The sequence below is a fragment of the Bacteriovorax sp. BSW11_IV genome (genome assembly GCF_000447755.1).
Lineage (GTDB): Bacteria > Bdellovibrionota > Bacteriovoracia > Bacteriovoracales > Bacteriovoracaceae > BSW11-IV.
Map to the genome: position 1 here is coordinate 37,600 of NZ_AUNE01000038.1, position 24,658 is coordinate 62,257.

Consider the following 24,658-nt stretch of genomic DNA (forward strand, 5'->3'; position numbering starts at 1 on the left):
TGGTACTACTGAATGCAGTTGTGATTGCAATGCCATTAGTGGAGGAAAAATATGGTGACTAACTATGAGGGCGACAACATTGAATTCAAAGACAAGCTACCCCTCTTACCTATAAGAGATCTCGTTGTCTACCCATTCATGATCCTCCCTTTATTCGTCGGAAGGGACTCCTCGATCAAAGCCGTTGAACACGCTTTAAATAATTCTGAAAGACTAATCCTTTTAGCTTCGCAAAAAGATATTGTTGCAGAAACTCCAGCGCCATCTGAAATATATGAGCTTGGAACAGTTGCTATGATTATGAGAATGAGAAAACTTCCTGATGGTCGTATTAAGATTCTCGTTCAAGGTCTTTCTAAAGCACGCATTATGAGCTTCGAACAAACTGAGCCATTCTTTATTACTAAGATTCAAAAAGTAGAAGATGTTGCTTGTACAGAAGACATGGTTGCCGTTAATGCTTTAATGAGAAATATTAAAGAGCAACTTGAAAAGGTTATCACGTTAGGAAAAGTTCTTTCTCCTGACATCCTAATGGTATTAGAAGATATCCAAGATCCAGGAAGACTGGCCGATCTTGTGGCTTCAAACCTTAACCTCCACGTTGGTGAAGCACAAATCATCCTAGAAATTCTTGATCCTGTTGAGAGACTACACAAAATTAGTGAAATCCTCTCTAGAGAACTTGAAATCCTAGCTATGCAACAAAAGATTAGAAGTGTTGCAAAAGATGAAATCAATAGAAATCAAAAAGAGTATTTCCTTAGAGAGCAAATCAAAGCTATCAAAAGTGAACTTGGCGAAAACGCCGCTCCAGAACCAGAAGATGAGATCTCTGAATTTAGAGAAAAAATTCTTAAATCTGGAATGCCTGATGAAGCCGAAAAAGAAGCTCTTAAGCAACTGCTTAGGCTTGAGAAGATGCATCCAGATAGTTCAGAATCAACAATCACAAGAACTTATCTTGAGTGGTTGACTGATCTTCCATGGAGCAGAAGCTCTGAAGAACACTACGATCTAGATGCAGCTCTTGAAATTTTAGATGAAGATCACTTTGATCTTAAGCAAATCAAAGAAAGAATCCTTGAATTCCTAGCGGTCAGAAGACTTAAAGGAAAAGATATGAAAGGGCCAATCCTTTGTTTCTCCGGTCCTCCAGGTGTTGGTAAAACATCTCTTGGAAAATCAATTGCTAAGGCCACGGGTAGAGAGTTCGTAAGAATTGCTCTAGGTGGTGTGAAAGATGAAGCAGAAATGCGTGGTCACAGAAGAACTTACGTTGGTTCAATGCCTGGTAGATTCATTCAAGCTCTTAAGCAGGCCGGGACGAATAACCCAGTAATCATGCTAGACGAGGTTGATAAATTAGGTGGAGACTATAAAGGTGATCCATCAAGTGCTCTACTAGAAATTCTAGACCCTGAACAAAATAAAACTTTTAGAGATCATTATCTAAACGTAGACTTTGATCTTTCTAACTGTATGTTCATTGCGACTTCTAACGTTCTTGAAAATATTCCAGGACCTCTTAGAGACAGAATGGAAGTCATTAATCTTTCAGGATACTCGCAAGAAGAAAAACTACAGATTTCGAAGAAATACCTTATCCCTAAGCAAATGGATGAAAACGGTATTACAGATGAACATGTAAAATTTGAAGATGAAGGTATTGCAAGCGTAATTAAGCAATACACGTCAGAAGCTGGACTTCGTAACCTTGAGAGAAGAATCGGTGCACTTTGTAGAAAAGTGGCCATGAAAATCGCAAAAGGTGAAGTTGGTAAAACTCACATTATTGGTGACACTGTAGAAAAATTCTTAGGGCCACCTCTATATACTCAAGAAGATCACCAAGATCGCGACGAAGTCGGTGTATGTACAGGACTCGCGTGGACAGCTCATGGTGGAGAAATTCTTTACATCGAATCAACTATGATGAGAGGTAAAGGTCTCACGATGACAGGTCAACTTGGCGAAGTCATGAGAGAATCTGCACAGACAGCGATCGGTTATATCAGATCACGTGCAGCTTATCTTGGAATTGACGACGAATTATTTGAGAAAAATGAAGTGCATATCCACCTTCCAGCAGGAGCAATTCCTAAGGATGGACCAAGCGCAGGTATCACTTTAGCGACGACTCTTGTCTCTTTATTTACAGGAACACCTGTTAGTAAAGACGTTGCGATGACTGGAGAAATTACTCTAACAGGAAAAGTACTTCCAATCGGTGGTTTAAAAGAGAAGGCCCTAGCTGCAATGAGAATGAATATTGGAACTGTAATCATCCCATGGAAAAACAAGAAAGACCTTGTTGATATCCCAGAAGAATACAGAGAAAAAATCAACTTCGTTCCAGTAAAAACGATTGATGAAGTTCTTGATATCGCTCTAATCGATTGGGCAGAGAAAAAGAAACTTTTCAGAAAGAAAGTTGGATCTCCAAATGCTGTTCCAAAAGAAAAAGATTCAGACCTACCTCCGGTAGCTGCATAATAAAAAGCCCCGCCAGTCGGGGCTTTTTTTTTCAACAAGTGGCACTTTTTAACTTCTTTAAAAATCTCAAACATTGTTTAGAATTTAAACATACAAATTATTTGGGATTTTTATGGCCGAGCAAAGAAATCAGAATTTTAAAGTATTAGTAGTCGACGATTCGGACTTTTCTAGGAAGACCACTGTGGAAATTCTAGAAAGGCACGGTTTTAATGTTGTAGGAAACGCCAGTAGTGCTGAAAAAGGTCTTCTTCTTGCGCAAAGTACTAGAGCAAATCTCTATATAGTTGATGTCGTCATGCCTAAAGTGAGTGGTATAGAGTTCGCCAAAAGATTGATGGAATTGAGAACTGGTGTATATATTATCATGACTTCTTCTCTCGATATGGAAAGTGTTGTGATTGAATCAATTTCTAATGGGGCCATTGATTTTTTAACGAAGCCATTTACAGAAGAAACACTGATTAATTCGGTTGAAAAAATTGAAAGAGAATTCGACAGGGATAAGTAATGTTTTTATTTAAATTTATATTTAACTTTTCTTTGAGCTTTATTCTTCTGTCTATTCCAGTCAAGAATAAGCCCGTTTTCTCACATATTTATGATGTAACGAAACCCTACACTCAAAAAATCATTACTTTTAGTGAAGAAACATTCAACACTATTTATGTTGATGTTTCGGCCGTAATGAAAAAAAGCTATTCAAACTCAAGTCCAGAATCTTTAGAAGAAGATTCCCTTAGCCTAAGTGCATCAGCTTCTGATGAGATAGATTCTCATGCTGAGAGCTACACAGACGAAGAGAAAGAGGCCTTAAAGAAGATCTTTGAATCACAAGGCCTCTAAGCCATCAAATTTAATCCCTAACTTCTGAAGAACTCTTAGCCTCAGTCTTAGGCTTAACAGCGTCTGGTGAGCTATTTTTAGCTTCAGAAGATGCTACTCTTGAATCTAGGTTTGCCATTGTTCTAGCGCAATCATCTGTTGCCATTTCACCAACAGCTAGAGTTGAAAAAGAAGATACGATAGCTAGAGTTAAGATAAGTTTTTTCATTTGGTCCTCCCCAATTTTCTTATTTCTATACCAATACTATAAGCATGATATGTGCCAAATTTTGTTTTGTGATTTCAGTGATTTAAAAAGAAGGGATTGTATAAATTGCAAACAATGTCGATAAATTAGACGAAAAATAATCGGAAGAACACCATTCACATATTGGGGGGGGAAGGTAATGGTGTTCTTCCAACTATATAGGGGGGGATTAATCTCTGGCTTCACCAGCAGATTTAACGTTTTTCACTTCTTGTCTAACTTCAACTTTTTCAGTTGGCTTAGATGAGCGAACAGAAGCTTGATCGATTCTTGAACACTCTTCAGTTGTAATTTGTCCAACTTCACCAGCAAAAGAAACAGTTCCTAATAATAGTCCTAAAATAATTGTTACCTTTTTCATAATTGCCTCCCAAGCAGTTATTCATTTGTTATGCATTTATATATGCGAACAACGTGCCAAAACTATTTGTTGCAGTTACAACGACTTAGCGACAAGGACTATATAGGTGATTGTTTAGTAGACAGTCATATGACTAAAATTTGAACAAAAAAAGGCCACCTTGAAAGGTGGCCTTAATATAAAAACACTAAATGAGATTAGATTTTAGTTGCCTGAACCTTGAGTTCCTGGACGACCAGCGGCATCTTGAACACTAGTATCAGAAGAGCCTTGTTGTGGATTTGGAACAGATTTTCCACCTGCTCTAAGCGTATCCATTACAGCTTCACAAGTTTCATCTACAGCACCGCCAGCTGTAACTCCAGAAGAGTTATCGGCATGAGTATTACCAATAAGTGTAAACATTCCAATGAAGAGAGAAAGTGCAATTGCTTTTTTCATAAATACCTCACATTTCCTATTATAATCGAGTTTCCAGTTTTTCAAAATTTGGGCCTTTTGGGCCAAAACAGTGGCAATATTAATTGCCACTACATATTTAAGCTAACCCCAGCAGGCTTAACAATCGATAGAAGTGATTGGAATGCCTTAGTTACTTGAAGTGCCATCTTATGTCCTGCCTTAGACTCGACTTTTTTAATCTCTCCATAATTATCGTAAGCTACGTTAATTTTACCAACTTGATCCATTGCGATCTCAACAGGCTTTCCAAGAGCATTGTACTTGAATGACAGTGTTCTCTTAGACTTCGAAGCCATGTCCTGATCTACCATCTTCTGAATACGACCTTTTGAATCGTAAATTAGAAGAACAGCTTTTTCCTTATTGAATGCTTTTTTAAGGTTACCTGTTTTGTCATACTCAAAGTTTGTCCAACCTTTGTTATCTACGACTCTTGTAATCTTGTTAAACTTGTCATGGTAAGCAAGTTCAACGTAATCACCGCGAGAAGAAGACTTCTTAGTTAATAAACCTTTGCTGTTATATTCAAAAGTTGTAACTTCTTTTCCTCTCGTAATTTTAAGTGGAAGAGAACAACATTCAGAATAAATTGTTTCAGTTTTAAGACCATTAATGTCAGTTAAGATTCTGTAAGTATAGTGTGAACCATCTGGTTTCGTTTTAATTTCATACTCATAACGATTAGAAACCTCTCTTCCACCTGGTGACTTTTTCCCTACAACTGTCCAGTAATGAAATTCTGGATTCTTAGGATTTGAACCATAGTCATAAGAAGTAATCTCACCATTTTTTTCTTTAACAGAAGCTACGAACTGAGTCTTTGGAGTATAAGCGATATCCATTGAAGAACCATCTTTATAACCAATCTTGATCATATTGTGATTTGTATCGTATGAATACTTGAACACGTTTCCAGCAACGTCAGTTGATTCAGTTAAATCATCACCATTGTACTTATATAGTGTTTTCTTTCCACCTGTAGAGCTGATTGACTTAACTTTTCCGTCTTCGTACCAGTCAAAGAAAAGTTGCTTACCTTGAGAATCTTTGATTGATTTAAGCTTTCCACCTTTCCAATCTAGATTAACAATGTATCCGTTCTTATCTTTGATTTCTGTAAGATTTCCATCTTCATCAAATAGTTGCGACTTTCCGTCGTTATATGCTCTTTTGAAACCGTTTTTAACTTTTTCTACAGTTTGAAGACCTCTAACGTTAGAATAAAGCATTGTTCCTGCAGCAATTTCAGACTTCACTTTATATCTCTTAGCATAAGCTTGTCTTAGGTCTGCATCGTTAGTTAGTTTTTCAACTAGCTTGTCAGCAACGTTTTGGGCCAGAGAAGTTTTCTTTCTCATTGCCTCAACAATTTTCTGAGCTGCTCTTTTTGGATCTACGGCCTCTTTAGGAGTAAATCTTGTTAAAGCTCCTGCACCATACTCATGTACGACAACTGAACCATCAGCTGATACCGTTAGAGATGTCTCATAATCAGAACCCCAACCAAATCCAAACCAACCTTTTTCAGTTGATTTCGAGTTATACGTTCTTGAGATCTCTAAATCATGACCGCCACCCGGTACGATAATATCTGAATACGAAATGAAAAAGTTTCCGTTTTTCAGGTTCACACCAGCAAGCGCCGTAAGTGGCATTAAAAGTAGAAGCAGTAATTTTGTTAAAAACTTCATTGTCTAATCCTTATTTCCAACACAGAGTTCATCTTCTCTAGTTTCTGTTCGGTAATTATAAAAAAACACTTTAGGAATATATTAAATTTTAATCTTCACAATCTTCATAATTACGGTAAGTCCCGCTATTGTTAGGAGTAAAGCACCGATCATTATTATAATACCAAGTGGCTTTTCAAACATCCTTTCCATAGATCGCGGGTCCGAAAAGTAATAAATAATACCTATTGCAAACGGCATCGATGCAATTGTAAACCCTTGAAATTTCCCTTGTGCCGTATAGGTATCAACCTTCTGCTGTAAACGAACACGCTCTCGAATTACATCAACAATAGTGTCAAAAACTTCAGCAAGGTTACCCCCTGTCTCCCTCAAGATATTAACACTCGATACAAACATATCGTTATCTTCTGTCGGCACTCTTTTGGCGAGGTTTTCAAAGCACTCTTCTAATGGCACACCAATTCTATTTTGTTGTAAAATCAGATTATATTCTTGAGATATGGGTGCTGGCATCTCATCTACAACCATCCCTACCGCCTGTGGTAGTGATAAACCGGCCCTAATTCCGTTCGAAAGAAGGGTCATGGCATCGACCATTTGTGCGGCATATTTTTTAATTCTTTTCTCAACTAAATAATCCATAAAAGGCTTAGGAATTTTAAAGCCTAGAAATGTCATAATTAGGCCCATGATTAGACCAAGAATCCACTTTCCAATAGCTCCAAACAAAAGAATAGTGATTGCACCCGAACCAACAGATAGGGCCAACAGAGCATAAGTGATTTTATTTGGATCAATCTCAATGAATAACAACTCTAGTTTTTCGAGAATATACGTTCTCGTTCCAAGCGTTTGCCTTTCAATGAATTCAAAAATATTTACTGCATACTTAAAACTGAATGCAAAAATCATGATCCCAACGAGACCAATCATACCTTTTTGTCCTAACAATTCTAAAAATACAGACATCTCTTACCTACTTCTTAATCGGCTTTTTAGGTGGTACCTTTCCGCCTGGCGCTGGTCCACCTGGTCTTGGAGCCCCTTGATTTCCAGGGCCCGACTGTGGAGTTTGTGCAACAGGCGCCGAAGGCGTATTACTAAATAGCCCACGAGGAATGTTGTAACCTTTCTTTTCGAGGATCTCGATGAATTTAGGAATGAAACCACTCGCTTGAAATTCACCGATAATCTTCCCGTTTTTATCCATGTCTTTTTGGTTGAAAGTATAAATATCCTGCAATGTAACGACATCACCTTGCATTCCACCAATTTCTGTAATGTGAGTGATCTTTCTCGATCCATCATCAAGACGTTTTTGCTGAATAATAATATGAACAGCAGCTGCAATCATTTCACGAATGGCCTTAGGAGTTAAACCAGCACCAGCATACTGAACAAGAGTCTCAATACGACCAATACACTCTCTAGGATTATTTGAGTGAACTGTTGTCATAGAGCCGTCGTGACCAGTTCCCATGGCCTGAAGCATATCAAGAGTTTCACCACCACGACACTCACCAACGACAATTCTATCTGGTCTCATCCTTAGGGTTTGTTTTACAAGACAGCGGATATCAATTTCCCCATCGCCTTCTAAAGATGGCGGACGTGTTTCTAATCGAACAATATGATCTTGAGGAAAGTTAAGCTCGGCAGAGTCTTCGCACGTAATGATACGTTCATTGGCCTGAATGAAACCACCCAAGATATTTACAAGAGTCGTTTTACCGGAACCAGTACCACCACTTACGATAATATTTCTATGGGCCTCAACTGCAATTCTCATAAAGTCGGCCATATTCTGAGTTAGAGTACCAAATTTAACAAAATCTTTGTATGTCAGTCGGTGCTCTGGGAATTTTCTGATTGTAATTACACAACCATCAATTGCTGAAGGTGGGATAATAGCGTGTACACGTGATCCATCTTTAAGACGAGCATCTACATAAGGAGTTTTCTCATCAATACGACGACCAATTGGAGCAACAATTCTTTCAATTACGTTTAGAACTTGCCTATCATTTGTGAAGGTAATATCAGACTTTTTAATCTTACCACCATGTTCATAGTAGATTTTATTAGGTCCAACAACCATGATCTCTGAACACTCTTTATCGGCCAGAAGATCTTCTAGTGGTCCAAGCCCTAGTGCTTCATCTAGAACTTCTTTTACAATTCTGTTCATATCTTCACGACTTTTCAGAATTGACTTCGTATCTTCTTTACCAAGAATTTCTACGACTTTTTTCTTCGTTTGTTCACGTAAAATAACTTGCGCCTTAGGATCTGAATCATCAGTTTTTTTAAGATCCATTTCATCAACAAGCGCTTTGTGAATTCTGGACTTTAAATCAGTCCAAACGTTTTTAGATTTTGGATCGACTGGACCACCAGACGCTCCTCCTCCAGAATCTGCCGCTTGCCCCATATCTTTGGGACGAGCAATCGCTTCTAGAGTTCTAAGAATATTCTTTTGTTGAATTTTACTTACACACTCAATAACACCGCGAGAAAAAGCACTTCCTTTTGCAACAAGTACGGCAGGCTTTTTTTGGTTTAGAGCAAGGACACATGTTTGTTCGTCTTTTGGAACTGCAGCAAAAACTGGTTTTCCGATCGTTTTCCCAATAACCTCAGTTGTAACAGGATGTCCCTTTTGATTTTGATTCACAATGACTTGAATCATATCTTTAGGAAAAAGCATCGTTACAAGATCTGAGTACATTCTCTTAGTCTGATTCAAAGCAAGAATATCTGGAGTCACAACCATAAAGATCATTGTAGAAAACTCTAATGCCTTTAGTGTTAATGGTGTCAGCTCAGATCCACCATCAATGATCGTTATAGGAAACAAACCAGTCGCGGCCTTAAGTGTTTTCCCCATTCCTTCTGAATCAATAGAGTCACTTTCATTAGGATCAGTTGGCATACTGATATAATTGACGCCACTTGGATGCGGAGTTATGAATTGAATAATACTTTTTGGATCAATTGCTCCACCAAAAGAAGCAATATCGCGTACTGTTTTTTTAGGTTTGATACCTGTAATAAAGTTTTGATCCCCACTAGCTCGTTGATCAAAGTCCATAAAAAGAACTTTCATGCGTGCTTCTGTGGCATATGCAAAAGCTAAGTTGGCAGCAAATTGAGATTTCCCTTGTCCGCCCTTAGCTCCAATTACTGTGATAATGTGACCTTTGGCCATTATCTTGTTCTCCTTCTAAACTTTCTTTGTATTTCTTCAGTACCCTGTGAGGCCGACTGAATGATCTCAGGAGTGACGAAGACAACAAACTGACTTTTGGCAGTTGTATATCCTTTAGACCTGATGAAAGAGAGAAAGCCTGTACCATTTTCAACTTGATCAACACCATTAGGTGAATCTTTATCATAAGAAGTTGTACTAGAACTTACGACAACTCCACCAACGACAGCTGATTCTTTAGATTTAACAACAACTGATGTACTAATATCGTTCGCAAATTTTTCTGGCGGATTACCTTGAGTCGAGCTGACCGAAATCCCTAGAGCAAGATCAATACTTTCCCCTGCTAGAATAGTTGGTGTCACGTTTAAATTAAATCCGGCCTCAACACTTTCTGCTCTCGTAAATTCTTGAGTTCCTACACCAAAAGTTTTTGTCGAACTTTTCTTCAGAGTTCCTCTTGTTTGGTTTTTAGTAACGATAATCCCAGATTGGATAACTCTTGCATATCCAGCGGCCTTGGCTGATGACAACTTCGGAAATAGGTTTGAAATCGTTCCAGTAAGTGTCCCATCAGATTTTGTAGTCACACCACCATCCGTTGTTTTACCGAAACTAACACTTCCACCACCGTCACTTAGAGTTGGAGTCCATTTGAAACCAAAAAGCTTATTGTATGATTTTGTTAATTCTACAAATTGAGCTGTAATTTTAATCAATTTTGGCGGCGGCTGTGGCTGACTTTTTTCATTAACAACAATAAAGTTATTTATAATCGCCTTCTGACTCGAAGTTTGGACCGCATCTTTTCTTCTGGCCAAACTTTCAATTCTGTCTGGGATATATGCAACAGCAATTTGCTCGGCACGAACTTTATCATTTGCATTTGTTACAATACCCTCTAACCAGTAGGCACCATTAACAACTCTTACAGTTACATCTCTCATGGCACTTTTTTGAATTTCTTCCTGCATTTTTTTAGCAATAACTCTTTGAGTTTGTGGTGAAAGCTCAACTAGTGATAGGACATCAGGATATTTTTCCAAGATAGTAACAACGCGTCCAATATCATTGGGAACAACTATGTTTCCACCAATGTAAACCAGATCACCTTTTACACCAATCTCAAGACCTTCAACGTCACCGAGGAAATCTTTAAGTTTTTGTACAACAGTAGACTGATCATTTGCCGTAATATTAATAAGATATTTTGCTTTAATATCACCAACTGTATTTCTAATTGTTAAAGAAGTCTTACCAGGCTTTCTTCCTTTAAAAGTAATCTCTCTTTTCTGAGGAATAAGCTGATAGTTTAGAATTGATTCATTACCAATTTGAACTTTCGTCGAAGGGGCAAAGTCTAATTTTTCAATGTGATCAATCCCCAAAACAATATCAACGATCTTCTCAGGAACCTCTTGAGCTTCCTGCGAGAAAGTATTTATTGTTATCAATGCTAGAATTACAAATAGGTATTTTTTCATATTTATTGCTTATATTTGTCAGAGAAAAATTGTTTTGCTTTAAGTGCAGCATCTTCTCCAAGAACATCATAAAGTCTTGTGTCACCAATATTTACTTTTTGCTTATCGTTTACGTTCCTTAAACTTAGAATTGGTTTGAATGACCCATAAGTTAATAGGAAAAAGACTTTTTGCACTTGAAATGGATCAAGCTCAAGCGTTACAGTGTTGTAACTTGAATATGTATTTAAATGCATTTTCTTAATTACTGTTGGTGTTTCAACACCAATGATAGGTAGGTTATTCGATACACTCATACCAGTAGAAAGAACGCGAACGTCTTGTAAAATTGTCTTTGCCGCCTGCTTATCTTTTTGCCCTGATGAATAATCAAGAGCTGCAATTACATCGACTCTATCACCTGGCTTAATAAGCTTACTTACGGCCTGTTGATCATTTAAACTAATCGCAATCGCTCTTTTCCCAACTGAAACTTCTCGAGAAAGACCCGTTTTCTCACCAGGAAAAGTTAATCTCGGTTTTGTAATTTGTTCACCTTTCAAAATCGGAACTGTCGCAACCGTATTTTCAACTTCTCTCATTGTTTTAAAGTGTCCGGGCGCTAAAAAGTTTTGCGGAACGTTTTTAACTGTAACTTTTGAATCATCAATAAGCTCAAACTCTTTAATATCTGTTTTTGCAACGACAACTGAACTCATTGTTCCATAGAGTTTTGTAAAATGTGTTTTTTGATCTTCTACGTATGTATAAACCATGAACATGGCAAATAACGAAATAACCAAAGCTAATGTGAATGAACGTGTATTCATAGGGCCTCTTTACCTAAATCCTCGTTTTAATTAAATTTTAACATCTAAGGATTTCTAAAGAAGGCGGCAATAAATGCTCTTACTTGATGATGCAGCTCCCAAAGCCTCTTTGGAAGTAGCTTCGAGTATAAATATTGTTATCTATTTTATAGGTTTCTCCACACAGGCCATAGAAAGTAAATACTCTAACAAAGTCTGTGATGACCTCTACATTTTGATCCTCACATTCTTCTTGAGGTATTTGAGCACCAGGAATTCTATTATATTTATAACAAGAGCCCCCGTATTGATCATTACCGGAGCCCGCACTTTTGAATGCACCATAGCCGACAACAAAAACAGCTGACTGAGTTGCTCCAGCTTGAGTGTAAATTCTTAAATCCTCTGCTGTTGGAAATGTTGAATTACTTAACAGTAGATTTGTATAAGCATAACCCCGAGTTGCTTTTTGTTGATTAATAGATGCATTAATCGCATTACCCGAGTTAATAAGTACTGTTACGAGATACATTAATAGAGGTAAAAAAATAATGAACTCAAATAGAGCTTGACCACTTTCCTTTGGATTTAAATCATCTCTACGCTCTCTCATTGCTAGCATCCGTTATCAAAGAATGTGGCATGGGTTTCACAAGATCCGATGACACTAGTTATTGCACTACAAACTTGGGTCAGACACTCAAAACGACTTGGCTCCCTACCAAGAAAAGATTCTGAAACTAGATTCATCTCTTTTCCTGCACCGATAAGCATTGGAGAAGGAAATCGTTGTGTAAAATTAACGACAGTACCTACATAATATTTTTTCCCTACTGTCTGGGGATCATTAACTGAGATTTTGTCATCAATACCAGGAATAAAAAGACCAACTCTATAACTCAAGAAAGTTTTCTTTGCTTCATTAAATGCAATTGCATCTGTTCCAATTGGATTTGATAAATTATCGTCAAACACGAGATATGTGCGACTGGCCATATAGTTGGCATAATGAACAAGGTAGCCATTGGTATAGGAAAGAGACAATCTTACAAATAAGAAAATAAATCCAGCTGCAAAAATAAATGTCGTTAGAAATTCAATCGTCGATTGCCCAGCTTCACTAATCTGGGTATGTTTTGATCGGTGTAAAGAATCTCTTTTCGCCGCTTTCAAGATCATATGTATCATGCGCTCCTGCATAGCCATTAACATTTAAGTTAACCCCATCAACTCCATGACGGTAAGAATATTCAACTTTCCTTCTTAGTATATCAAAAACCTGAGAATTTGGTCCAAATAGTTTCAAGAAGGGCTGACTTCTAAATATAGTCATTCCTAAGGTAACAAGAACTGAGAGTAATAAAATATACTCTACGGTACTTTGTCCTGCCTGTTTTTTTCTTAAATCAGATTTAGTTCTTTGCATCCAAATACTATCCAAGCTAACAACACTAATGGAGTATAAGGAAATTTTTTTCCAAACACACCTGCAATTATTTTCTTCTCTTTTATACCCAAGTAAACCAAAATTTTTTCTCTATTTAAAATAATATTTTTAATGGCGAGGGTTCCACCTACAATTACTGTTATCCAAGTTAAATAGTATAAAAACTCAATCTGTTGGCGCTCACTTAATATGAGTAAAAAGCTAGAAATGAACTTTACGTCCCCTGCACCAGCAACGTTAAATACAAAAAGAATAAACCCTACTGTTACAAAACAAACTGGTATGACTAAGGCCTTCCAATCAAATATTCCATTCATGGCATTATATGAAGTGATTAATCCAAAAATTAAAATGTGGAATACACTCCAGATATTTGCGACTTTACGAACCTTCAAATCAACATAGGACACTATTAAAAGTTCAATAATCATGAATATGAACAGAGTTGTAAAAATCATTAGAACCTTTTATTGATGTAACCATTATGAAAACAGTTACGATTACAGGCTCCAACAGATAGCTGCTGAGTTAATTGATAGGCCAGTCCGCCAATATATGTCCCAAATGAAGTACTGATGATCTTAACCATATTCACTGAAATGACGGCTAAAAATCCAAAGATAATAAGATATTCAATGAGGGCCTGCCCCTTTTGCTTTTTCATGGATTAATTTTAATTGAATATCAAATAAACGACAAAGAGAAGGAATCTTATTCCCTCCCTAAGCTATAGAAATGTGAGTTCGAAAAACTTAAGATACAAATTGATCTTAGATTTCGTCGAACCCACTCATGATTTCTTCATTAGCTTTACCAAAAATACCTTCAGTCAATTTCGTTAACTGACCTTCAGCACTTTTCTTAAATCTGAAAACGATCAATGCAACTACGGCCACTAACAGAATATACTCTGTTGAGGTCTGTCCATCTTCGTTTCTGAGAAATTCTTTAAACTTCTCCATATTCACTCCTCTTAAGAACTACTAGTCTTATCGTAAACCCCTCCAAAAAAGTTGAGGATTTTTTTAACTAAGAAGCTCTCTTAACAATTATTATAACGCAAGAGGCAATAAAATCAGTGTTTTTGTTGAAAAATAACTTATTTTCGCCATAACCTATAGAAATGACAGGTCCATTACAGATTTGATAGTCGGCCAATTTAAAAAGCTGTATAATGTGAATTGGGTCCGGTAGTTGGCAAATACGAGTTTCGCCCTACAAATAGTTTATTCGGAGCGGTCCCTGATTACGGTGAGCAAGCTCATAATTCATGTATTGAGTTCAGTGAGAAGCCTAAAGTAATTAACAACTGCTGCCACCTGTCATATGACGGGCGGAACCGAAAGATCACCTACTGGACCCGTCATAAACCTTCGTGATCACTAACCCTGTTATTGACAGTCAAATGCTGAAGCTTCATTATTAAGTTTATGGAAAACTTTATTTCACCTGAACATATCTCGACAAAATGGATTGAAAACCTGGCCCTTGAAGAACTCAACATGGAAGAGTCAGGAATTATCAGTTTCAACAATCATCTCAATCCAGCATTTTTGCTAGAAGAATCGTCAATTGATTTCATGAATCAATTGAGAGATCGTTTTGAAATCTACGTTTCGAGATTTAATGAATACCGTGGTGTTCAAAATGGTGGCATTAAAATTTTTAAAATTTCAAATACAGTGAATGACTTTATGCTCTTTAGAAATTCACTACGCCTAATATTTGCTCGCAAGGCCCACGACCTTATTACTATTGGCTTTCTTGCTAATGGGAAAGATCTCTTTTCTGCTAGACTATCACATGAAGAAGATCATGGAGCCCCTAGTCTACACGAAATCAGAGCACACGTTGGTCCATTTAATAAAATCACTTGGAGATTTGCTGGTGAGATTGTTGATGTGGATGCACTAGTTCGTCATTACCTAACAGAGTTCATCAAAAACTCTGCTAGATAAAATTGACTCCATCACTTTTTTTCTGACCTGAGGCAGTCTTTTTGACACCTTTAAATCGGCCAAAAGAATATTGAATTGATTCTTCAATTGTAGGCATTTTAATATTTAAAAACCCTTCAATATTGGAAACATCCATATCATAGTAGAAGTTCTCCGCGACGTGAGTAGCGGCCTGACTTGCAAGAATTGGAAAGGTCCACTTACCCTTATCAATAAATGTAGGATTATCAGAAAAGGTCTCCGCATACTTTTTAGCAAAAGAATACATAGACATCTGATCTGTAGAGGATATTTGAAATAATCTATTTTTTACTTCTTTTTCAAAACAAATTTTTAGAATCATTGCAAGATAGTAAACATCCAAAAATCCTGTGTTCACATAATCATCTAGCATCACGTGGTCTTTTTTATTTAATCCTCTTTGGATGAGTTCAAACCAAGTATGTCGCTTTGGTGTAATTGAGCGCCCATAGAGTTTGCAACATCTAAAAAGAACATAGTTCAGTGATGTTTTTTGAACGTAGAATTCTGCAGATGCTTGAGTTTTACCATATGAAGTATTTGGGTCAGGTATATCCATCTCTAAATACTTCTTCTTCTCTCCTGAAAAAACAAAACCTGAAGAAATATAGCAAATTTGAGTTTTATAACGAGCGCAATAGTCTACAACATTAAAGAGTCCTGATGTATTCAAGGCATCGGCCATATCTTCCCTTAGAGCACAATCAACAAGAGAAGACATCCCTACTGCGTATATAGCAATGTCTGGCTTAAACGCGAAAAGCACAAGCTGGACTTCATCTTTTTGAAGGACATCACAAGGAATGGTCAACACACCAGGTATGTGTACTGGCGTTTTGTTAAAGGTACCAATAATACGAAAGTCTTTTTTCAAAAACTCAGCAAGATTAGACCCAAGAAATGATGATATTCCAAAAATAAGTATTGTTTTTTTTCTTTTTGGAACAATTGTCGTTACATCGTTCATTTGTCTATTTTAATGGTATTTGGAACTTTAGATAATGAGGAAGAATTTGCGTTTTTGCAAAATAAAGAAGGAGCTCTTGCCTCATTCAAGGCCAAGAGCTCAAAGAAAGACTAATTATTTTAATAAACTTAAAGCAATGTTTGGTGTCTGATTTGCTTGTCCAAGCACAGATGCACCAGCTTGCATCAAAATATTGTTCTTCGTCATTTCAGCTGACTCTGAAGCAACATCTACATCTCTAATTCGCGACTTCGCAGCACTTAAGTTTTCTTCACTTACACCTAGGTTGTTAACCGTAGATTGCATTCTGTTTTGAAGCGCACCAAGGTTTGCCCTAACACCGTTGACCTGAACAAGGGCATCGTCAAGTTTCTTAAGTGAAGCTTGTGAGCCTTCTTTAGATCCGATAGTTTCGGCTGACAATCCAAGTGAAGCAAGTGTTGCATCTGACCCTGTTCCATCGTACGACAATCTGTCGAGGATTGGATCATTGTTAATTCCAACTTGGAATTCCATGCGTCCACTTGTCCCATCGAGAAGTTTGAGTCCGTTAAACTCACTTGATCTTGCGATTCGATCAATCTCCTCTTTGAGATTTTGAAACTCGATGTCTGCGAATCTTCTCTCGTCATTTCCAAGCGTGTCGTTGGCAGATTGAACAGAGAGCTCTCTAAGTCTGATAATGATGTTAGATATCTCACTCAATCCTCCTTCGGCCGTCTGGATAAGAGAAATTGCATCGTTCGCGTTTCTCTTGGCCTGTCCTAAACCTCTGATTTGTGCTCTTAAGTTTTCACTAATTGCTAAACCAGCGGCGTCGTCGCCTGCTCTCGTGATACGCTCACCACTTGAGAGCTTTCTTAAGTTATCGTTCAAATTTCTATTTGTTACACTTAACGTTCTTTGCGCAGATAGCGAAGATACGTTTGTATTTATTCTTAAACCCATGATTAATCTCCTTCAAACATCTCAAACCTCCTGTTTAGTGTCGAGAGCATCATGCTCTCCTATAATTGTTAATTTTTTATTTTCTACTTTAAGCTTTTTTAAATTTAACTAGTCTTTCTTTTCTTCTTCTTTTTTTGTATTTCGAGGCCGTCATCTACTTGCAGGATGGACGACTGCCTTTCAGGAATTATCCTGTTGTACTAGTCATAATCACCTCAAAGCTTTACTAATTACTAAGTCAATTTAATCCTGTGGGGCTATCTCAATTATCCTTGAGAAGCCGCCTGGATTAGATTCAATGCACTCTTTGTACTTGTGTTTGCTTGTGACAACACTGAAGTACCAGCTTGCATTAGAATGTTTTGCTTAGTTAGTTCCGCTGTTTCAGCTGCTACGTCTGTGTCTCTAACACGAGAATTTGCTGCTGAGAGGTTCTCTACACTCGTTGCAATGTTGTTAATTGTTGACTGAAGTCTGTTCTGAAGAGCACCAAAGTCAGCTCTGATACCTGAAACAGAAACAATCGCTTGGTCAATTGAAGATAGAGAGTTCTGGGCAGAAATCTTATCAGCAACTGAGGCAAGGTTTAGACCTAGGGCCGCTACGTTTACGTCTGCACTTGATGCATCGAAAGTTAGACGGTCACTTATAGGGTCATTTCTCGTTCCGATTTGGATATCAAATACCGCACCAGTACCATTTAATAGAGGTACTCTGTTGAACTCAGTTGAGTTAGCGATACGGTCGATCTCTGATGTTAACTGTTCAAATTCAACGTTAAGGAATTTTCTTTCAGTTGCTCCGATAGTATCAGAAGCAGCTTGTACAGAAAGCTCTCTTAGACGAATTAAAATGTTTGATACTTCACCTAGGGCACCTTCAGCGATCTGAACTAGAGAGATACCGTCTTCAGCGTTTCTTTCCGCTTGGCCTAGACCTCTAATTTGAGCTTTAAGGTTTTCCGAGATTGCTAAACCAGCAGCGTCATCCCCTGCACGGTTAATTCTTTGACCCGATGACAATTTCTCTAAAGATTTGTTCATCGATAGACGCGTCCCACTCAAATTCCTCTGAGCATTTAGCGACGCTACGTTTGTGTTAATACGAAGTCCCATCACATCCTCCTTGATTGGGTCCAGTAAGAATCCTTCCTACTGAGAGACTTTTAAATTCTGTGAGTTCCGTCCCACAAAAAGTTCTCATGTTTCATATCGACGGGCTGAAAAATAACTTTAGAAAAAATGTAAAAAAAATGAACATTTTTTTTGAAAAAAACTTAAACACTAAAAACCATATAAATACAACAACTTAACCCACTAACCAGACTCAATCAGTCAGACATTTTTAAGAAATTTAGACAATATTTCTCACAAAAAAAGTCGAATATTGATTAAAATTTAAGCAATGAAATCTAAATTAATGAATTTTTCTCATTCAAGTCTGGCCAAACATCCAGAGTACTATAAAGATACGCTTCGATTAATCGAAACTTCTCTTCACTATAATGATAAAAATCATTTCGAAATAGATTTCTATCCTCTAATGAATCCGAATAATTTTAGAAACAATCACATTCTTATTAACAATGAAAAAAAAGTTATTGCACATATAGGCTTCAAAGAACGTGAACTCATAATAGAAAAGAAAACTTTCCCAGTCGTACTCGTTGGTGGCATCTGTGTCGATGAATCACTTAGAGGGCAAGGTCTTTTTAAAGTTTTTTTTGAAGAATGTTTACAAAGCTATATTGAAAAAAATGCACTTATTCTTTTATGGTCAGATCAAAGTATTCTCTATGAGAAGTTTGGCTTCTATCAAGCTGGTAGCATTAATCAAATGGGAAATAATATATTTGATTTTAAATCAGCTCCAGAATTCATTGCAAAAGGATCTCTTGATGACAAAGAAACTTTTGATGAAGTTAAATCGATTTATAAAGCTGGCATACAAGATAAATGTCTATGCTTAGTGAGAAGCGAATCTCACTGGAATGAAATACATGAAATAAAATCTACAGAGCTCTACTTAATTAAAAGAGCACAAATCACTGAAGGGTATTTCTTTAAAGATAAGGGAGAAGACTTAAGTGGGATCATTCATGAAATTGCTTTTAGAGACAATGCTGAATACTATCTAGATCGATTAAAAGAATATCAGATATGGATTCCAGAACATAAGTACAACAAGTATCCAGGTATTAAAAATCTTTATACGTGCTTTATGAAAATTGGTTCTCACGAACTATTTAAAGATCTTATCTTCTCTTATACGAATGAAGCCATCGAAATACTGAAAATAGAGCAAAACAAAGTTACATTTTCATTTGAAGGTGGAACGCTTGAACTTAGCACTGCGAATTTTATTCAAGTGGTTTTTGGTCCAGGAAGAGCACAGGAGCTTTCTAAACTACGCCCCCTTTTTATCGGAGGCGTTGATAGTATTTAGTTCTTACGAACGATTCGCCAAGAGTTTAAAATAATTACAACAGCAATCCCCCAAAACAACCACGATACGGTTGGTATTGAAGACAATGAAGTTATCTGTTCATTTCTAATGAGAAAAACACCAGATATAAAAACAATTCCACTCAATATAGAGTTGCCCAAAAAAATGAGCGAAGCACTAAGTGCTGAAAGCTGTTTCTCATGTCCCTTATGGATAATTTCAAAAGCGTAACCATTCTTTGACCATTCTTTTAAAAACCATCTCAAGTGCCTTGGCACAACTCTAGATGAAGAAATAATATCTCTTGCAGACCAAGCAGCATCTTCAAGTAGCTCTTCTTTTTTAAAGTTATTTTTTACAATATCGCCTATGTCTTTAGTAAAAAGATTAAATAGATCAATATCCATGTCCAATGACTTGCCAACACCATCTAAAGTCATCAATGCTCGAAATACAATAAACCAATCTCTCGGGAGATAAATTCTGTGTGTTCGAAGAGTATCTGATAATGTTTTTAAAACTAAAGTGAAATCAGTTTGCTGAACAGTTAATCCGATAAATGGTGATAACGAATCCCTAACATCTTTAATCAACACTTCCACATCTGGAATTGCATCAAATTCAGCGACATCTAAAAATTCATACACCAAATTTTCAAAATCGTTACTAATAAGAGCATAAAGAATGGCCACAAAACTTAATCTACTTTTCTTGCTTAAAGTCCCCATTAGACCATAATCAATTAATCCAATCTTTCCATCTGGGAGATAAAAGAAATTTCCTCCGTGAAGATCTGCATGAAAAAAACCATCAAGTAGGAAAGTTTTTATAATGATCCCAACACTGTTTTCAATTTTATGTTGGATATCTTGAATCTTTGTATTCACTTTTTCGGAATCGCTAAATGGAAAACCAGGCAAAAACTCCATCACAAGAACATCTGTTGAACAATGCTGTCTAAATATCTTCGGAATATGAAATATTTTTTCTGTGTCATATTTCTCAATATTGATTGCGAATCTTTCACAGCTCATGGCCTCAATATTGAAGTTCAACTCATTTTGTAGTGATAACGAAAAGTCTTTTAGCACTCTTGATATTCCAAGATAGCGGATATCAGAGCTCGCCTTCTCTAATTGACTGGCAAGAAAGATTACAATTGATAAGTCAGTCTTAATATCTTTTTCGATCCCAGGTCTTTTAACCTTAACGACAACATCCTCGCCTGAATGTAGCTTTGCCTTAAAAACAACACCAATTGAGGCCGTGCCAATTGCTTCTTTTTGTATTTCAGAAAAAACATCCTGCCACTTTTTCCCCAATGATTCATTGAGAACTCCTTCAATTTCAGCAAAAGGAACTGGCTTAACTTTATCGCGAAGGATTTTCATCTCTTCTATAAATTCAGCAGGAAAAATATCTTCTCTAGAACTTAACAATTGTCCAAATTTAATAAAGGCCGGACCAAGTTCTTCAAAACATGAACGTAAACGTCTTCCAAGGTCTTGATAAAACTCATCACCTTCAGCCCTATGAATATGGTCTTCAATTAAAACGACGCCTTGTTTTTTTTCAGGGAGGTTGATTCCTGGGATTTTTGACACAGCAGTTCTAAGAACTAAACTATCAAATCCATTTCTCATAAACACTGAAACGATCTCTTTCAATCTTCCAACATTTCTAATTGTTTTTGTTAACTGCAAACCTGTACGCAATACGCCCATAAGAATTCCATTTTAAGACATTTCGGATAGTTATATTTTAGTTTGTGAACACCAAATAACAAGTGTGGTAATGTCGTTCCCCTCGATTATCTTATTCCCATAGTAAAAACGGGCCAAAAGTGGTAAATATAAGATTCAATCTTTCGGAGTTATTGTTGAGAAAATTTATTGGTTATTTATTTATCGCACTTCTACCTTTTACTAGTTTTGCTCAAGAAACTTGTAGTCGTGTCGCGATCGTTAATTACCAAGAAGTCTTAGTTGACACTAACTCGACTCAAAAAGGTGAAGGCCTACGCTTTCATCTCGAGAAAGATGAAGTTGCTAAAAAATATCTTGATCAATATCAAGATGGAACTAAAACGCGATGGCAAAACGCTGCTCTTGGGACACTGGGAACAACAATGCTCATCGGAGGCTTGGTTAACAAGAATGAAGGCTTTACTAAAAATTCTCTTGCCATTGGAGGTGTTGCTCTTATCGTAGTCAACTTTCTCATGGCAAAAACTTATGAAAGATCAAATGAGAAAAATTTGGCCCGCGCCATTGAGGAATACAATAAGAGAAATCTCCCAAGGATTTACTTTGGACCAGAGGTCGAAAATCAAAGGAATTCAGATGGAGAGGGATATAAGTTCTTTTTAAATAAAGAATGGAGTTTTTAATGACAACAGAGGCCAGCACAAAAGTCTTATGCTTTCACTGTAATAAGGAAACAGGTTATAGCGCAGGCGCAAAAGTTTTTAGAGGTGATGAATGTCCTCATTGCTCAAGCGCGATTCACTGCTGCAAGATGTGTACTTTTTATGATGTTTCAGCATATAACGAGTGCAAAGAGCCTAGTGCTGACAGAATAGTTGAAAAAGAGAAGTCAAACTTCTGCGACTATTTTGTTCTTAAGGGCGGTAATGAAGGAAATGATAAGGAAGACCTTCTTGCCAAAGCAAATGCCCTTTTTAAATTTTAATTGGAGTAAATAATGAGTTTAAATGGAACACCGATAACAAAAGAAGGATATGAGAAAGTTCAAAAAGAACTTGATCACCTAGTAAAAATTGTACGAGAAGAATTACGTATTACGATTTCTGAAGCTAGAGAGCTTGGAGATCTTAAAGAGAACGCTGAGTACCATGCAGCCAAGGAAAAACAAGGTATCGTAGAAGGTCGCATTGCCCAACTTCAAGGTATAGTTGCGAATTCAAAAGTTATAGATGTAAAATCAATTGATAGCGAAACTATCGTATTTGGTGCTACTGTTACTCTTTTAAATGTTGAAAAAGACGAAAGTGTGAAATATCAAATCGTTGGTGAGCATGAGTCTGACATGAATAAAGGAAGAATTTCTTTCAGTAGTCCGCTTGGAAAGGCTCTACTTGGTAAAGAAGAAGGTGACACTGTTATAGTGAAGGCCCCGAAAGGCGATATTGAATATGAGGTCGAAACGATCGAATTTATCTAAAGATTATAATTGGTATTCTCCCATTGATTCCTTACCTGGTATCAATGGGGGAAAATCGTTAGAATCTCTTCAGGCCACAGGCCTTAATATCCTTGAAGATCTTCTCTGGCTCATCCCTCTTAAAATTCATAAAATTCCACTGGTTCAAAATTTTTCCACAGCGAAAGAAGGCGAATATTTTAGAGGGCAAGGGAAAGTAATATCTCTTCAATCAAGACCAAATTTTAAGGCGAAAGGCAAAGGTAGAGCACCTCTACTCAATGTGACGGCCATTATCAAGGATGATTTCTCAGACGGAATCATCACTCTCAAATGGTTTAATTGCTATCAATCAATATATGATAAAATTAAAAAAATTGATTTGATTCAATTCATAGGTATCGTAACAGAGTTTCAAGGATCAAAACAAATTCTTAATCCTGAAATTTCTGAAAAAAATGTAGAGAATGAAAATCAATCCCAGTCAGGTCTAAAAATTCAATACCCAACTGTAAATGGTGTTAATACTGCAAATATCAAAAAGATTATTGATAAGATCCCCCTTTTTTTATGGGATCAAATCGAAGAATCTCTTCCAACTCAATTACTTGAAGAGCGTAATTTACTCTCATTGAATGAAACCTTTAAGATCATTCATGCAAAAGTTGATGCCGATTCTTGGAGCGAAGAGAAATTTACTCGTGCCAAAGAAAGACTTATTTATGAAGAATTTTTTCTTGAACAAATAAAAATATCCATTCGAAAAAATAAGATTACTGCGGCGAATGGGATAATTATCACGACGAATGATGATAACTATCAAAAGTATTGCAGTATATTTCCCTATGATCTGACGCCTGATCAAAAGAGTGCTCTTGATAATATTCGTAGCGATTTCACTTCAGGGAAACCTATGATGAGATTAATTCAAGGTGATGTAGGTTGTGGAAAGACTTCTGTCGCTTTAATTAGCTCTTTAATGGTTATTAAAAATGGTCATCAAGTTGCTTTTATGTGCCCTACAGAGTCATTGGCACTACAGCACTTTAAAGAAGCTACTCATATATTTAGTAACGAGAATTTTAAAATAGAATTAATCATTGGAAGTACTACTGAGGCACAAAAGAAAAAAATCAGAGAAGCACTTAAAGCTGGTGAAATTGATCTTATCATAGGGACTCATGCCTTAATTCAAGACAATATCGAATTTAAACACCTTGGCCTTTCAATTATTGATGAACAACATAAGTTTGGAGTAGATCAAAGGTTAAAATTGACTTCTAAAACAGCAGGCTCCCATAGTCTTATTATGACTGCGACACCTATTCCACGCTCACTGTGTCTTACACAATATGGCGATTTAGAAATTTCTGTCATTAAAACAATGCCACAAGGTCGAAAAGGGTGCCAAACTCGCATTGTTACGCCACTTAATTTTGATAAGTTTTTATCATTCATGAAAACAAGACTCGAGATGAAAGAGCAGGTTTATATAATAGTTCCTGCTATAAATGAATCTGTTGATCAAGAAATTCTTCACTTGGAAAAAGTCTATAATCGATTTAAAGATTTTTTTCCAGAATATAGAATTGCAGGCCTCCATGGTCAGCTTAAATCAGATGAGAAGGCCTCTATTTTACAAGATTTCAATGATCATAAAATTGATATTCTAGTTGCGACAAGTGTTATCGAAGTTGGAATCAACGTTATTAATGCTACGATTATGGCCATAATGAATCCTGAAAGATTTGGATTATCATCGTTACACCAAATGCGTGGTAGAGTTGGCAGAGGTGACAAGCCTGGATTTTGCTTTCTCGTTAACGACCGACAAATCAATGGCGAAACTCTAAACCGCCTCCAAGTTATAGAGAAATATACAGATGGGTTCAAAATAGCAGAAGAAGACCTGAAAATTCGCGGTAGTGGCGACCTCTTTGGAACAAACCAATCAGGTATTCAGACAAGCAAAAAAATAGCAGATATAATCTACCACTCACAATACCTAGTGATGGCAAGAGAAGACTACCTCAAAATGGCCCATGAAAATTTGCTAACGCCTAAGATTGAGCATCTCATAAAGAATTTCAGCGAAGATGTGAGGATTTTTTCCACTATTTAAGT

27 protein-coding genes and 1 other RNA gene are annotated in these 24,658 nt (G+C 36.8%); 10 read left to right on the plus strand and 18 right to left on the minus strand.

Translation table 11 applies throughout. The features are described from left to right. The first annotated feature begins 51 nt into the window (after positions 1 to 51). From lon to M899_RS10400, 3 genes are all read left to right on the plus strand, one after another. The gene (gene lon / locus M899_RS10390; protein ID WP_021271411.1) at positions 52 to 2,496 is read left to right on the plus strand and encodes an endopeptidase La; all 2,445 of its coding nucleotides are present in this window, start codon (positions 52 to 54) and stop codon (positions 2,494 to 2,496) included. A 112-nt stretch (positions 2,497 to 2,608) separates the two neighbouring features. Further along, on the plus strand, positions 2,609 to 3,007 hold the full coding sequence (locus M899_RS10395; protein WP_034728825.1) for a response regulator: 399 nt from the start codon (positions 2,609 to 2,611) through the stop codon (positions 3,005 to 3,007). Further along, positions 3,007 to 3,342 (plus strand): hypothetical protein, encoded by a 336-nt coding sequence (locus tag M899_RS10400; RefSeq protein WP_021271463.1) that lies wholly within the window; start codon positions 3,007 to 3,009, stop codon positions 3,340 to 3,342. Before M899_RS10395 ends, M899_RS10400 begins: the two co-directional genes overlap by 1 nt. Positions 3,343 to 3,352: 10 nt before the next feature. On the opposite strand, the gene M899_RS10405 is transcribed toward M899_RS10400, so the two are convergent. The 14 genes from M899_RS10405 to M899_RS10465 form a co-directional block, all read right to left on the minus strand. Continuing rightward, positions 3,353 to 3,550, minus strand: coding sequence for a hypothetical protein (locus M899_RS10405; RefSeq protein ID WP_021271393.1), 198 nt, complete (start codon positions 3,548 to 3,550; stop codon positions 3,353 to 3,355). Positions 3,551 to 3,758: 208 nt separating this feature from the next. Continuing rightward, positions 3,759 to 3,950, minus strand: coding sequence for a hypothetical protein (locus M899_RS10410; RefSeq protein WP_021271442.1), 192 nt, complete (start codon positions 3,948 to 3,950; stop codon positions 3,759 to 3,761). 204 nt (positions 3,951 to 4,154) lie between these two features. Beyond that, complete coding sequence (locus tag M899_RS10415; RefSeq protein WP_155897182.1) at positions 4,155 to 4,391, minus strand: hypothetical protein; 237 nt, start codon at positions 4,389 to 4,391, stop codon at positions 4,155 to 4,157. An 89-nt stretch (positions 4,392 to 4,480) separates the two neighbouring features. Then, a complete protein-coding gene (locus M899_RS10420) occupies positions 4,481 to 6,103 on the minus strand; it encodes a DUF6531 domain-containing protein (protein ID WP_021271436.1) in 1,623 nt (540 codons plus the stop codon). Between the two features lie 81 nt (positions 6,104 to 6,184). After that, positions 6,185 to 7,075 carry a type II secretion system F family protein gene (locus tag M899_RS10425; RefSeq protein WP_021271443.1) on the minus strand — a complete coding sequence of 297 codons (891 nt, stop codon included), beginning with the start codon at positions 7,073 to 7,075 and terminating at the stop codon, positions 6,185 to 6,187. 7 nt (positions 7,076 to 7,082) lie between these two features. Continuing rightward, positions 7,083 to 9,314 carry an ATPase, T2SS/T4P/T4SS family gene (locus tag M899_RS18225; protein ID WP_021271455.1) on the minus strand — a complete coding sequence of 744 codons (2,232 nt, stop codon included), beginning with the start codon at positions 9,312 to 9,314 and terminating at the stop codon, positions 7,083 to 7,085. Continuing rightward, complete coding sequence (locus tag M899_RS10435) at positions 9,314 to 10,798, minus strand: pilus assembly protein N-terminal domain-containing protein (RefSeq protein ID WP_021271469.1); 1,485 nt, start codon at positions 10,796 to 10,798, stop codon at positions 9,314 to 9,316. The genes M899_RS18225 and M899_RS10435 overlap by 1 nt, the downstream gene beginning before the upstream one ends. 2 nt (positions 10,799 to 10,800) lie before the next feature. Further along, positions 10,801 to 11,607 carry a Flp pilus assembly protein CpaB gene (cpaB, locus tag M899_RS10440; protein WP_021271483.1) on the minus strand — a complete coding sequence of 269 codons (807 nt, stop codon included), beginning with the start codon at positions 11,605 to 11,607 and terminating at the stop codon, positions 10,801 to 10,803. Between the two features lie 79 nt (positions 11,608 to 11,686). After that, positions 11,687 to 12,199, minus strand: a complete 513-nt coding sequence (locus tag M899_RS10445) for a hypothetical protein (protein WP_021271477.1) — start codon at positions 12,197 to 12,199, stop codon at positions 11,687 to 11,689. Positions 12,200 to 12,201: 2 nt separating this feature from the next. Beyond that, on the minus strand, positions 12,202 to 12,765 hold the full coding sequence (locus M899_RS10450; protein WP_021271421.1) for a hypothetical protein: 564 nt from the start codon (positions 12,763 to 12,765) through the stop codon (positions 12,202 to 12,204). Continuing rightward, positions 12,707 to 13,012, minus strand: a complete 306-nt coding sequence (locus M899_RS18570; RefSeq protein ID WP_196801756.1) for a hypothetical protein — start codon at positions 13,010 to 13,012, stop codon at positions 12,707 to 12,709. The genes M899_RS10450 and M899_RS18570 overlap by 59 nt, the downstream gene beginning before the upstream one ends. Then, a complete protein-coding gene (locus M899_RS10455; RefSeq protein ID WP_155897184.1) occupies positions 12,988 to 13,464 on the minus strand; it encodes a prepilin peptidase in 477 nt (158 codons plus the stop codon). The genes M899_RS18570 and M899_RS10455 overlap by 25 nt, the downstream gene beginning before the upstream one ends. Before the next feature lie 26 nt (positions 13,465 to 13,490). Continuing rightward, on the minus strand, positions 13,491 to 13,697 hold the full coding sequence (locus M899_RS10460; RefSeq protein ID WP_021271445.1) for a hypothetical protein: 207 nt from the start codon (positions 13,695 to 13,697) through the stop codon (positions 13,491 to 13,493). A gap of 106 nt (positions 13,698 to 13,803) precedes the next feature. Continuing rightward, positions 13,804 to 13,995, minus strand: coding sequence for a Flp/Fap pilin component (locus M899_RS10465; protein ID WP_021271389.1), 192 nt, complete (start codon positions 13,993 to 13,995; stop codon positions 13,804 to 13,806). 219 nt (positions 13,996 to 14,214) lie between these two features. On the opposite strand from M899_RS10465, the gene ssrS reads away from it, so the two are divergent. Together ssrS and M899_RS10470 are read left to right on the plus strand one after the other, a co-directional pair. Continuing rightward, a non-coding RNA gene (ssrS, locus tag M899_RS18230) (6S RNA) lies at positions 14,215 to 14,398 on the plus strand. 65 nt (positions 14,399 to 14,463) lie between these two features. After that, entirely contained in the window at positions 14,464 to 14,991 is a 528-nt protein-coding gene (locus M899_RS10470) for a hypothetical protein (protein ID WP_021271420.1), read from the plus strand. On the opposite strand, the gene M899_RS10475 is transcribed toward M899_RS10470, so the two are convergent. The 3 genes from M899_RS10475 to M899_RS10485 all read right to left on the minus strand — a co-directional run bounded on the left by M899_RS10475 (position 14,984) and on the right by M899_RS10485 (position 18,042). Next, positions 14,984 to 15,979, minus strand: a complete 996-nt coding sequence (locus tag M899_RS10475; protein WP_021271409.1) for a sugar nucleotide-binding protein — start codon at positions 15,977 to 15,979, stop codon at positions 14,984 to 14,986. The two genes, M899_RS10470 and M899_RS10475, sit on opposite strands and share 8 nt — an antisense overlap. 114 nt (positions 15,980 to 16,093) lie before the next feature. Further along, entirely contained in the window at positions 16,094 to 16,927 is an 834-nt protein-coding gene (locus M899_RS10480) for a flagellin N-terminal helical domain-containing protein (protein WP_021271430.1), read from the minus strand. Positions 16,928 to 17,193: 266 nt separating this feature from the next. After that, entirely contained in the window at positions 17,194 to 18,042 is an 849-nt protein-coding gene (locus M899_RS10485; RefSeq protein ID WP_021271425.1) for a flagellin N-terminal helical domain-containing protein, read from the minus strand. A gap of 289 nt (positions 18,043 to 18,331) precedes the next feature. Between M899_RS10485 and M899_RS10490 the strand changes: the two genes are divergently transcribed. Continuing rightward, positions 18,332 to 19,372 carry a GNAT family N-acetyltransferase gene (locus M899_RS10490; RefSeq protein WP_021271433.1) on the plus strand — a complete coding sequence of 347 codons (1,041 nt, stop codon included), beginning with the start codon at positions 18,332 to 18,334 and terminating at the stop codon, positions 19,370 to 19,372. Here M899_RS10490 and M899_RS10495 read toward each other — a convergent pair. Then, positions 19,369 to 21,096, minus strand: coding sequence for an ABC1 kinase family protein (locus tag M899_RS10495; protein ID WP_021271383.1), 1,728 nt, complete (start codon positions 21,094 to 21,096; stop codon positions 19,369 to 19,371). The two genes, M899_RS10490 and M899_RS10495, sit on opposite strands and share 4 nt — an antisense overlap. A 155-nt stretch (positions 21,097 to 21,251) precedes the next feature. Here M899_RS10495 and M899_RS10500 point away from each other — a divergent pair, with 155 nt between their 5' ends. Genes M899_RS10500 through M899_RS10515 form a run of 4 tightly spaced genes read left to right on the plus strand, consistent with a single transcriptional unit; the run spans position 21,252 to position 24,656 of the window. Then, positions 21,252 to 21,761 (plus strand): hypothetical protein, encoded by a 510-nt coding sequence (locus M899_RS10500; RefSeq protein ID WP_021271467.1) that lies wholly within the window; start codon positions 21,252 to 21,254, stop codon positions 21,759 to 21,761. Beyond that, the gene (locus tag M899_RS10505) at positions 21,749 to 22,063 is read left to right on the plus strand and encodes a hypothetical protein (protein WP_196801757.1); all 315 of its coding nucleotides are present in this window, start codon (positions 21,749 to 21,751) and stop codon (positions 22,061 to 22,063) included. The genes M899_RS10500 and M899_RS10505 overlap by 13 nt, the downstream gene beginning before the upstream one ends. A 12-nt stretch (positions 22,064 to 22,075) precedes the next feature. Then, positions 22,076 to 22,555, plus strand: a complete 480-nt coding sequence (gene greA / locus M899_RS10510) for a transcription elongation factor GreA (RefSeq protein ID WP_021271376.1) — start codon at positions 22,076 to 22,078, stop codon at positions 22,553 to 22,555. Then, positions 22,527 to 24,656 (plus strand): ATP-dependent DNA helicase RecG, encoded by a 2,130-nt coding sequence (locus M899_RS10515; RefSeq protein ID WP_021271408.1) that lies wholly within the window; start codon positions 22,527 to 22,529, stop codon positions 24,654 to 24,656. Before greA ends, M899_RS10515 begins: the two co-directional genes overlap by 29 nt. The last annotated feature ends 2 nt before the right edge of the window (positions 24,657 to 24,658 follow it).

Bases quoted from the DNA above. Each gene is read 5' to 3' on its own strand.
- M899_RS10415 (WP_155897182.1), bottom strand. From the start codon at position 4,391: ATGAAAAAAGCAATTGCACTTTCTCTCTTCATTGGAATGTTTACACTT.
- M899_RS10470 (WP_021271420.1), top strand. From the start codon at position 14,464: ATGGAAAACTTTATTTCACCTGAACATATCTCGACAAAATGGATTGAA.
- M899_RS10420 (WP_021271436.1), bottom strand. From the start codon at position 6,103: ATGAAGTTTTTAACAAAATTACTGCTTCTACTTTTAATGCCACTTACG.
- cpaB (WP_021271483.1), bottom strand. From the start codon at position 11,607: ATGAATACACGTTCATTCACATTAGCTTTGGTTATTTCGTTATTTGCC.
- M899_RS10460 (WP_021271445.1), bottom strand. From the start codon at position 13,697: ATGAAAAAGCAAAAGGGGCAGGCCCTCATTGAATATCTTATTATCTTT.
- M899_RS10435 (WP_021271469.1), bottom strand. From the start codon at position 10,798: ATGAAAAAATACCTATTTGTAATTCTAGCATTGATAACAATAAATACT.
- M899_RS10475 (WP_021271409.1), bottom strand. From the start codon at position 15,979: ATGAACGATGTAACGACAATTGTTCCAAAAAGAAAAAAAACAATACTT.
- M899_RS10450 (WP_021271421.1), bottom strand. From the start codon at position 12,765: ATGATCTTGAAAGCGGCGAAAAGAGATTCTTTACACCGATCAAAACAT.
- greA (WP_021271376.1), top strand. From the start codon at position 22,076: ATGAGTTTAAATGGAACACCGATAACAAAAGAAGGATATGAGAAAGTT.
- M899_RS10400 (WP_021271463.1), top strand. From the start codon at position 3,007: ATGTTTTTATTTAAATTTATATTTAACTTTTCTTTGAGCTTTATTCTT.
- M899_RS10490 (WP_021271433.1), top strand. From the start codon at position 18,332: ATGAAATCTAAATTAATGAATTTTTCTCATTCAAGTCTGGCCAAACAT.
- M899_RS10485 (WP_021271425.1), bottom strand. From the start codon at position 18,042: ATGGGACTTCGTATTAACACAAACGTAGCGTCGCTAAATGCTCAGAGG.
- M899_RS10445 (WP_021271477.1), bottom strand. From the start codon at position 12,199: ATGAGAGAGCGTAGAGATGATTTAAATCCAAAGGAAAGTGGTCAAGCT.
- M899_RS10410 (WP_021271442.1), bottom strand. From the start codon at position 3,950: ATGAAAAAGGTAACAATTATTTTAGGACTATTATTAGGAACTGTTTCT.
- lon (WP_021271411.1), top strand. From the start codon at position 52: ATGGTGACTAACTATGAGGGCGACAACATTGAATTCAAAGACAAGCTA.
- M899_RS10425 (WP_021271443.1), bottom strand. From the start codon at position 7,075: ATGTCTGTATTTTTAGAATTGTTAGGACAAAAAGGTATGATTGGTCTC.
- M899_RS18225 (WP_021271455.1), bottom strand. From the start codon at position 9,314: ATGGCCAAAGGTCACATTATCACAGTAATTGGAGCTAAGGGCGGACAA.
- M899_RS10405 (WP_021271393.1), bottom strand. From the start codon at position 3,550: ATGAAAAAACTTATCTTAACTCTAGCTATCGTATCTTCTTTTTCAACT.
- M899_RS18570 (WP_196801756.1), bottom strand. From the start codon at position 13,012: ATGCAAAGAACTAAATCTGATTTAAGAAAAAAACAGGCAGGACAAAGT.
- M899_RS10395 (WP_034728825.1), top strand. From the start codon at position 2,609: ATGGCCGAGCAAAGAAATCAGAATTTTAAAGTATTAGTAGTCGACGAT.
- M899_RS10480 (WP_021271430.1), bottom strand. From the start codon at position 16,927: ATGGGTTTAAGAATAAATACAAACGTATCTTCGCTATCTGCGCAAAGA.
- M899_RS10455 (WP_155897184.1), bottom strand. From the start codon at position 13,464: ATGATTATTGAACTTTTAATAGTGTCCTATGTTGATTTGAAGGTTCGT.
- M899_RS10465 (WP_021271389.1), bottom strand. From the start codon at position 13,995: ATGGAGAAGTTTAAAGAATTTCTCAGAAACGAAGATGGACAGACCTCA.
- M899_RS10515 (WP_021271408.1), top strand. From the start codon at position 22,527: ATGAGGTCGAAACGATCGAATTTATCTAAAGATTATAATTGGTATTCT.
- M899_RS10505 (WP_196801757.1), top strand. From the start codon at position 21,749: ATGGAGTTTTTAATGACAACAGAGGCCAGCACAAAAGTCTTATGCTTT.
- M899_RS10495 (WP_021271383.1), bottom strand. From the start codon at position 21,096: ATGGGCGTATTGCGTACAGGTTTGCAGTTAACAAAAACAATTAGAAAT.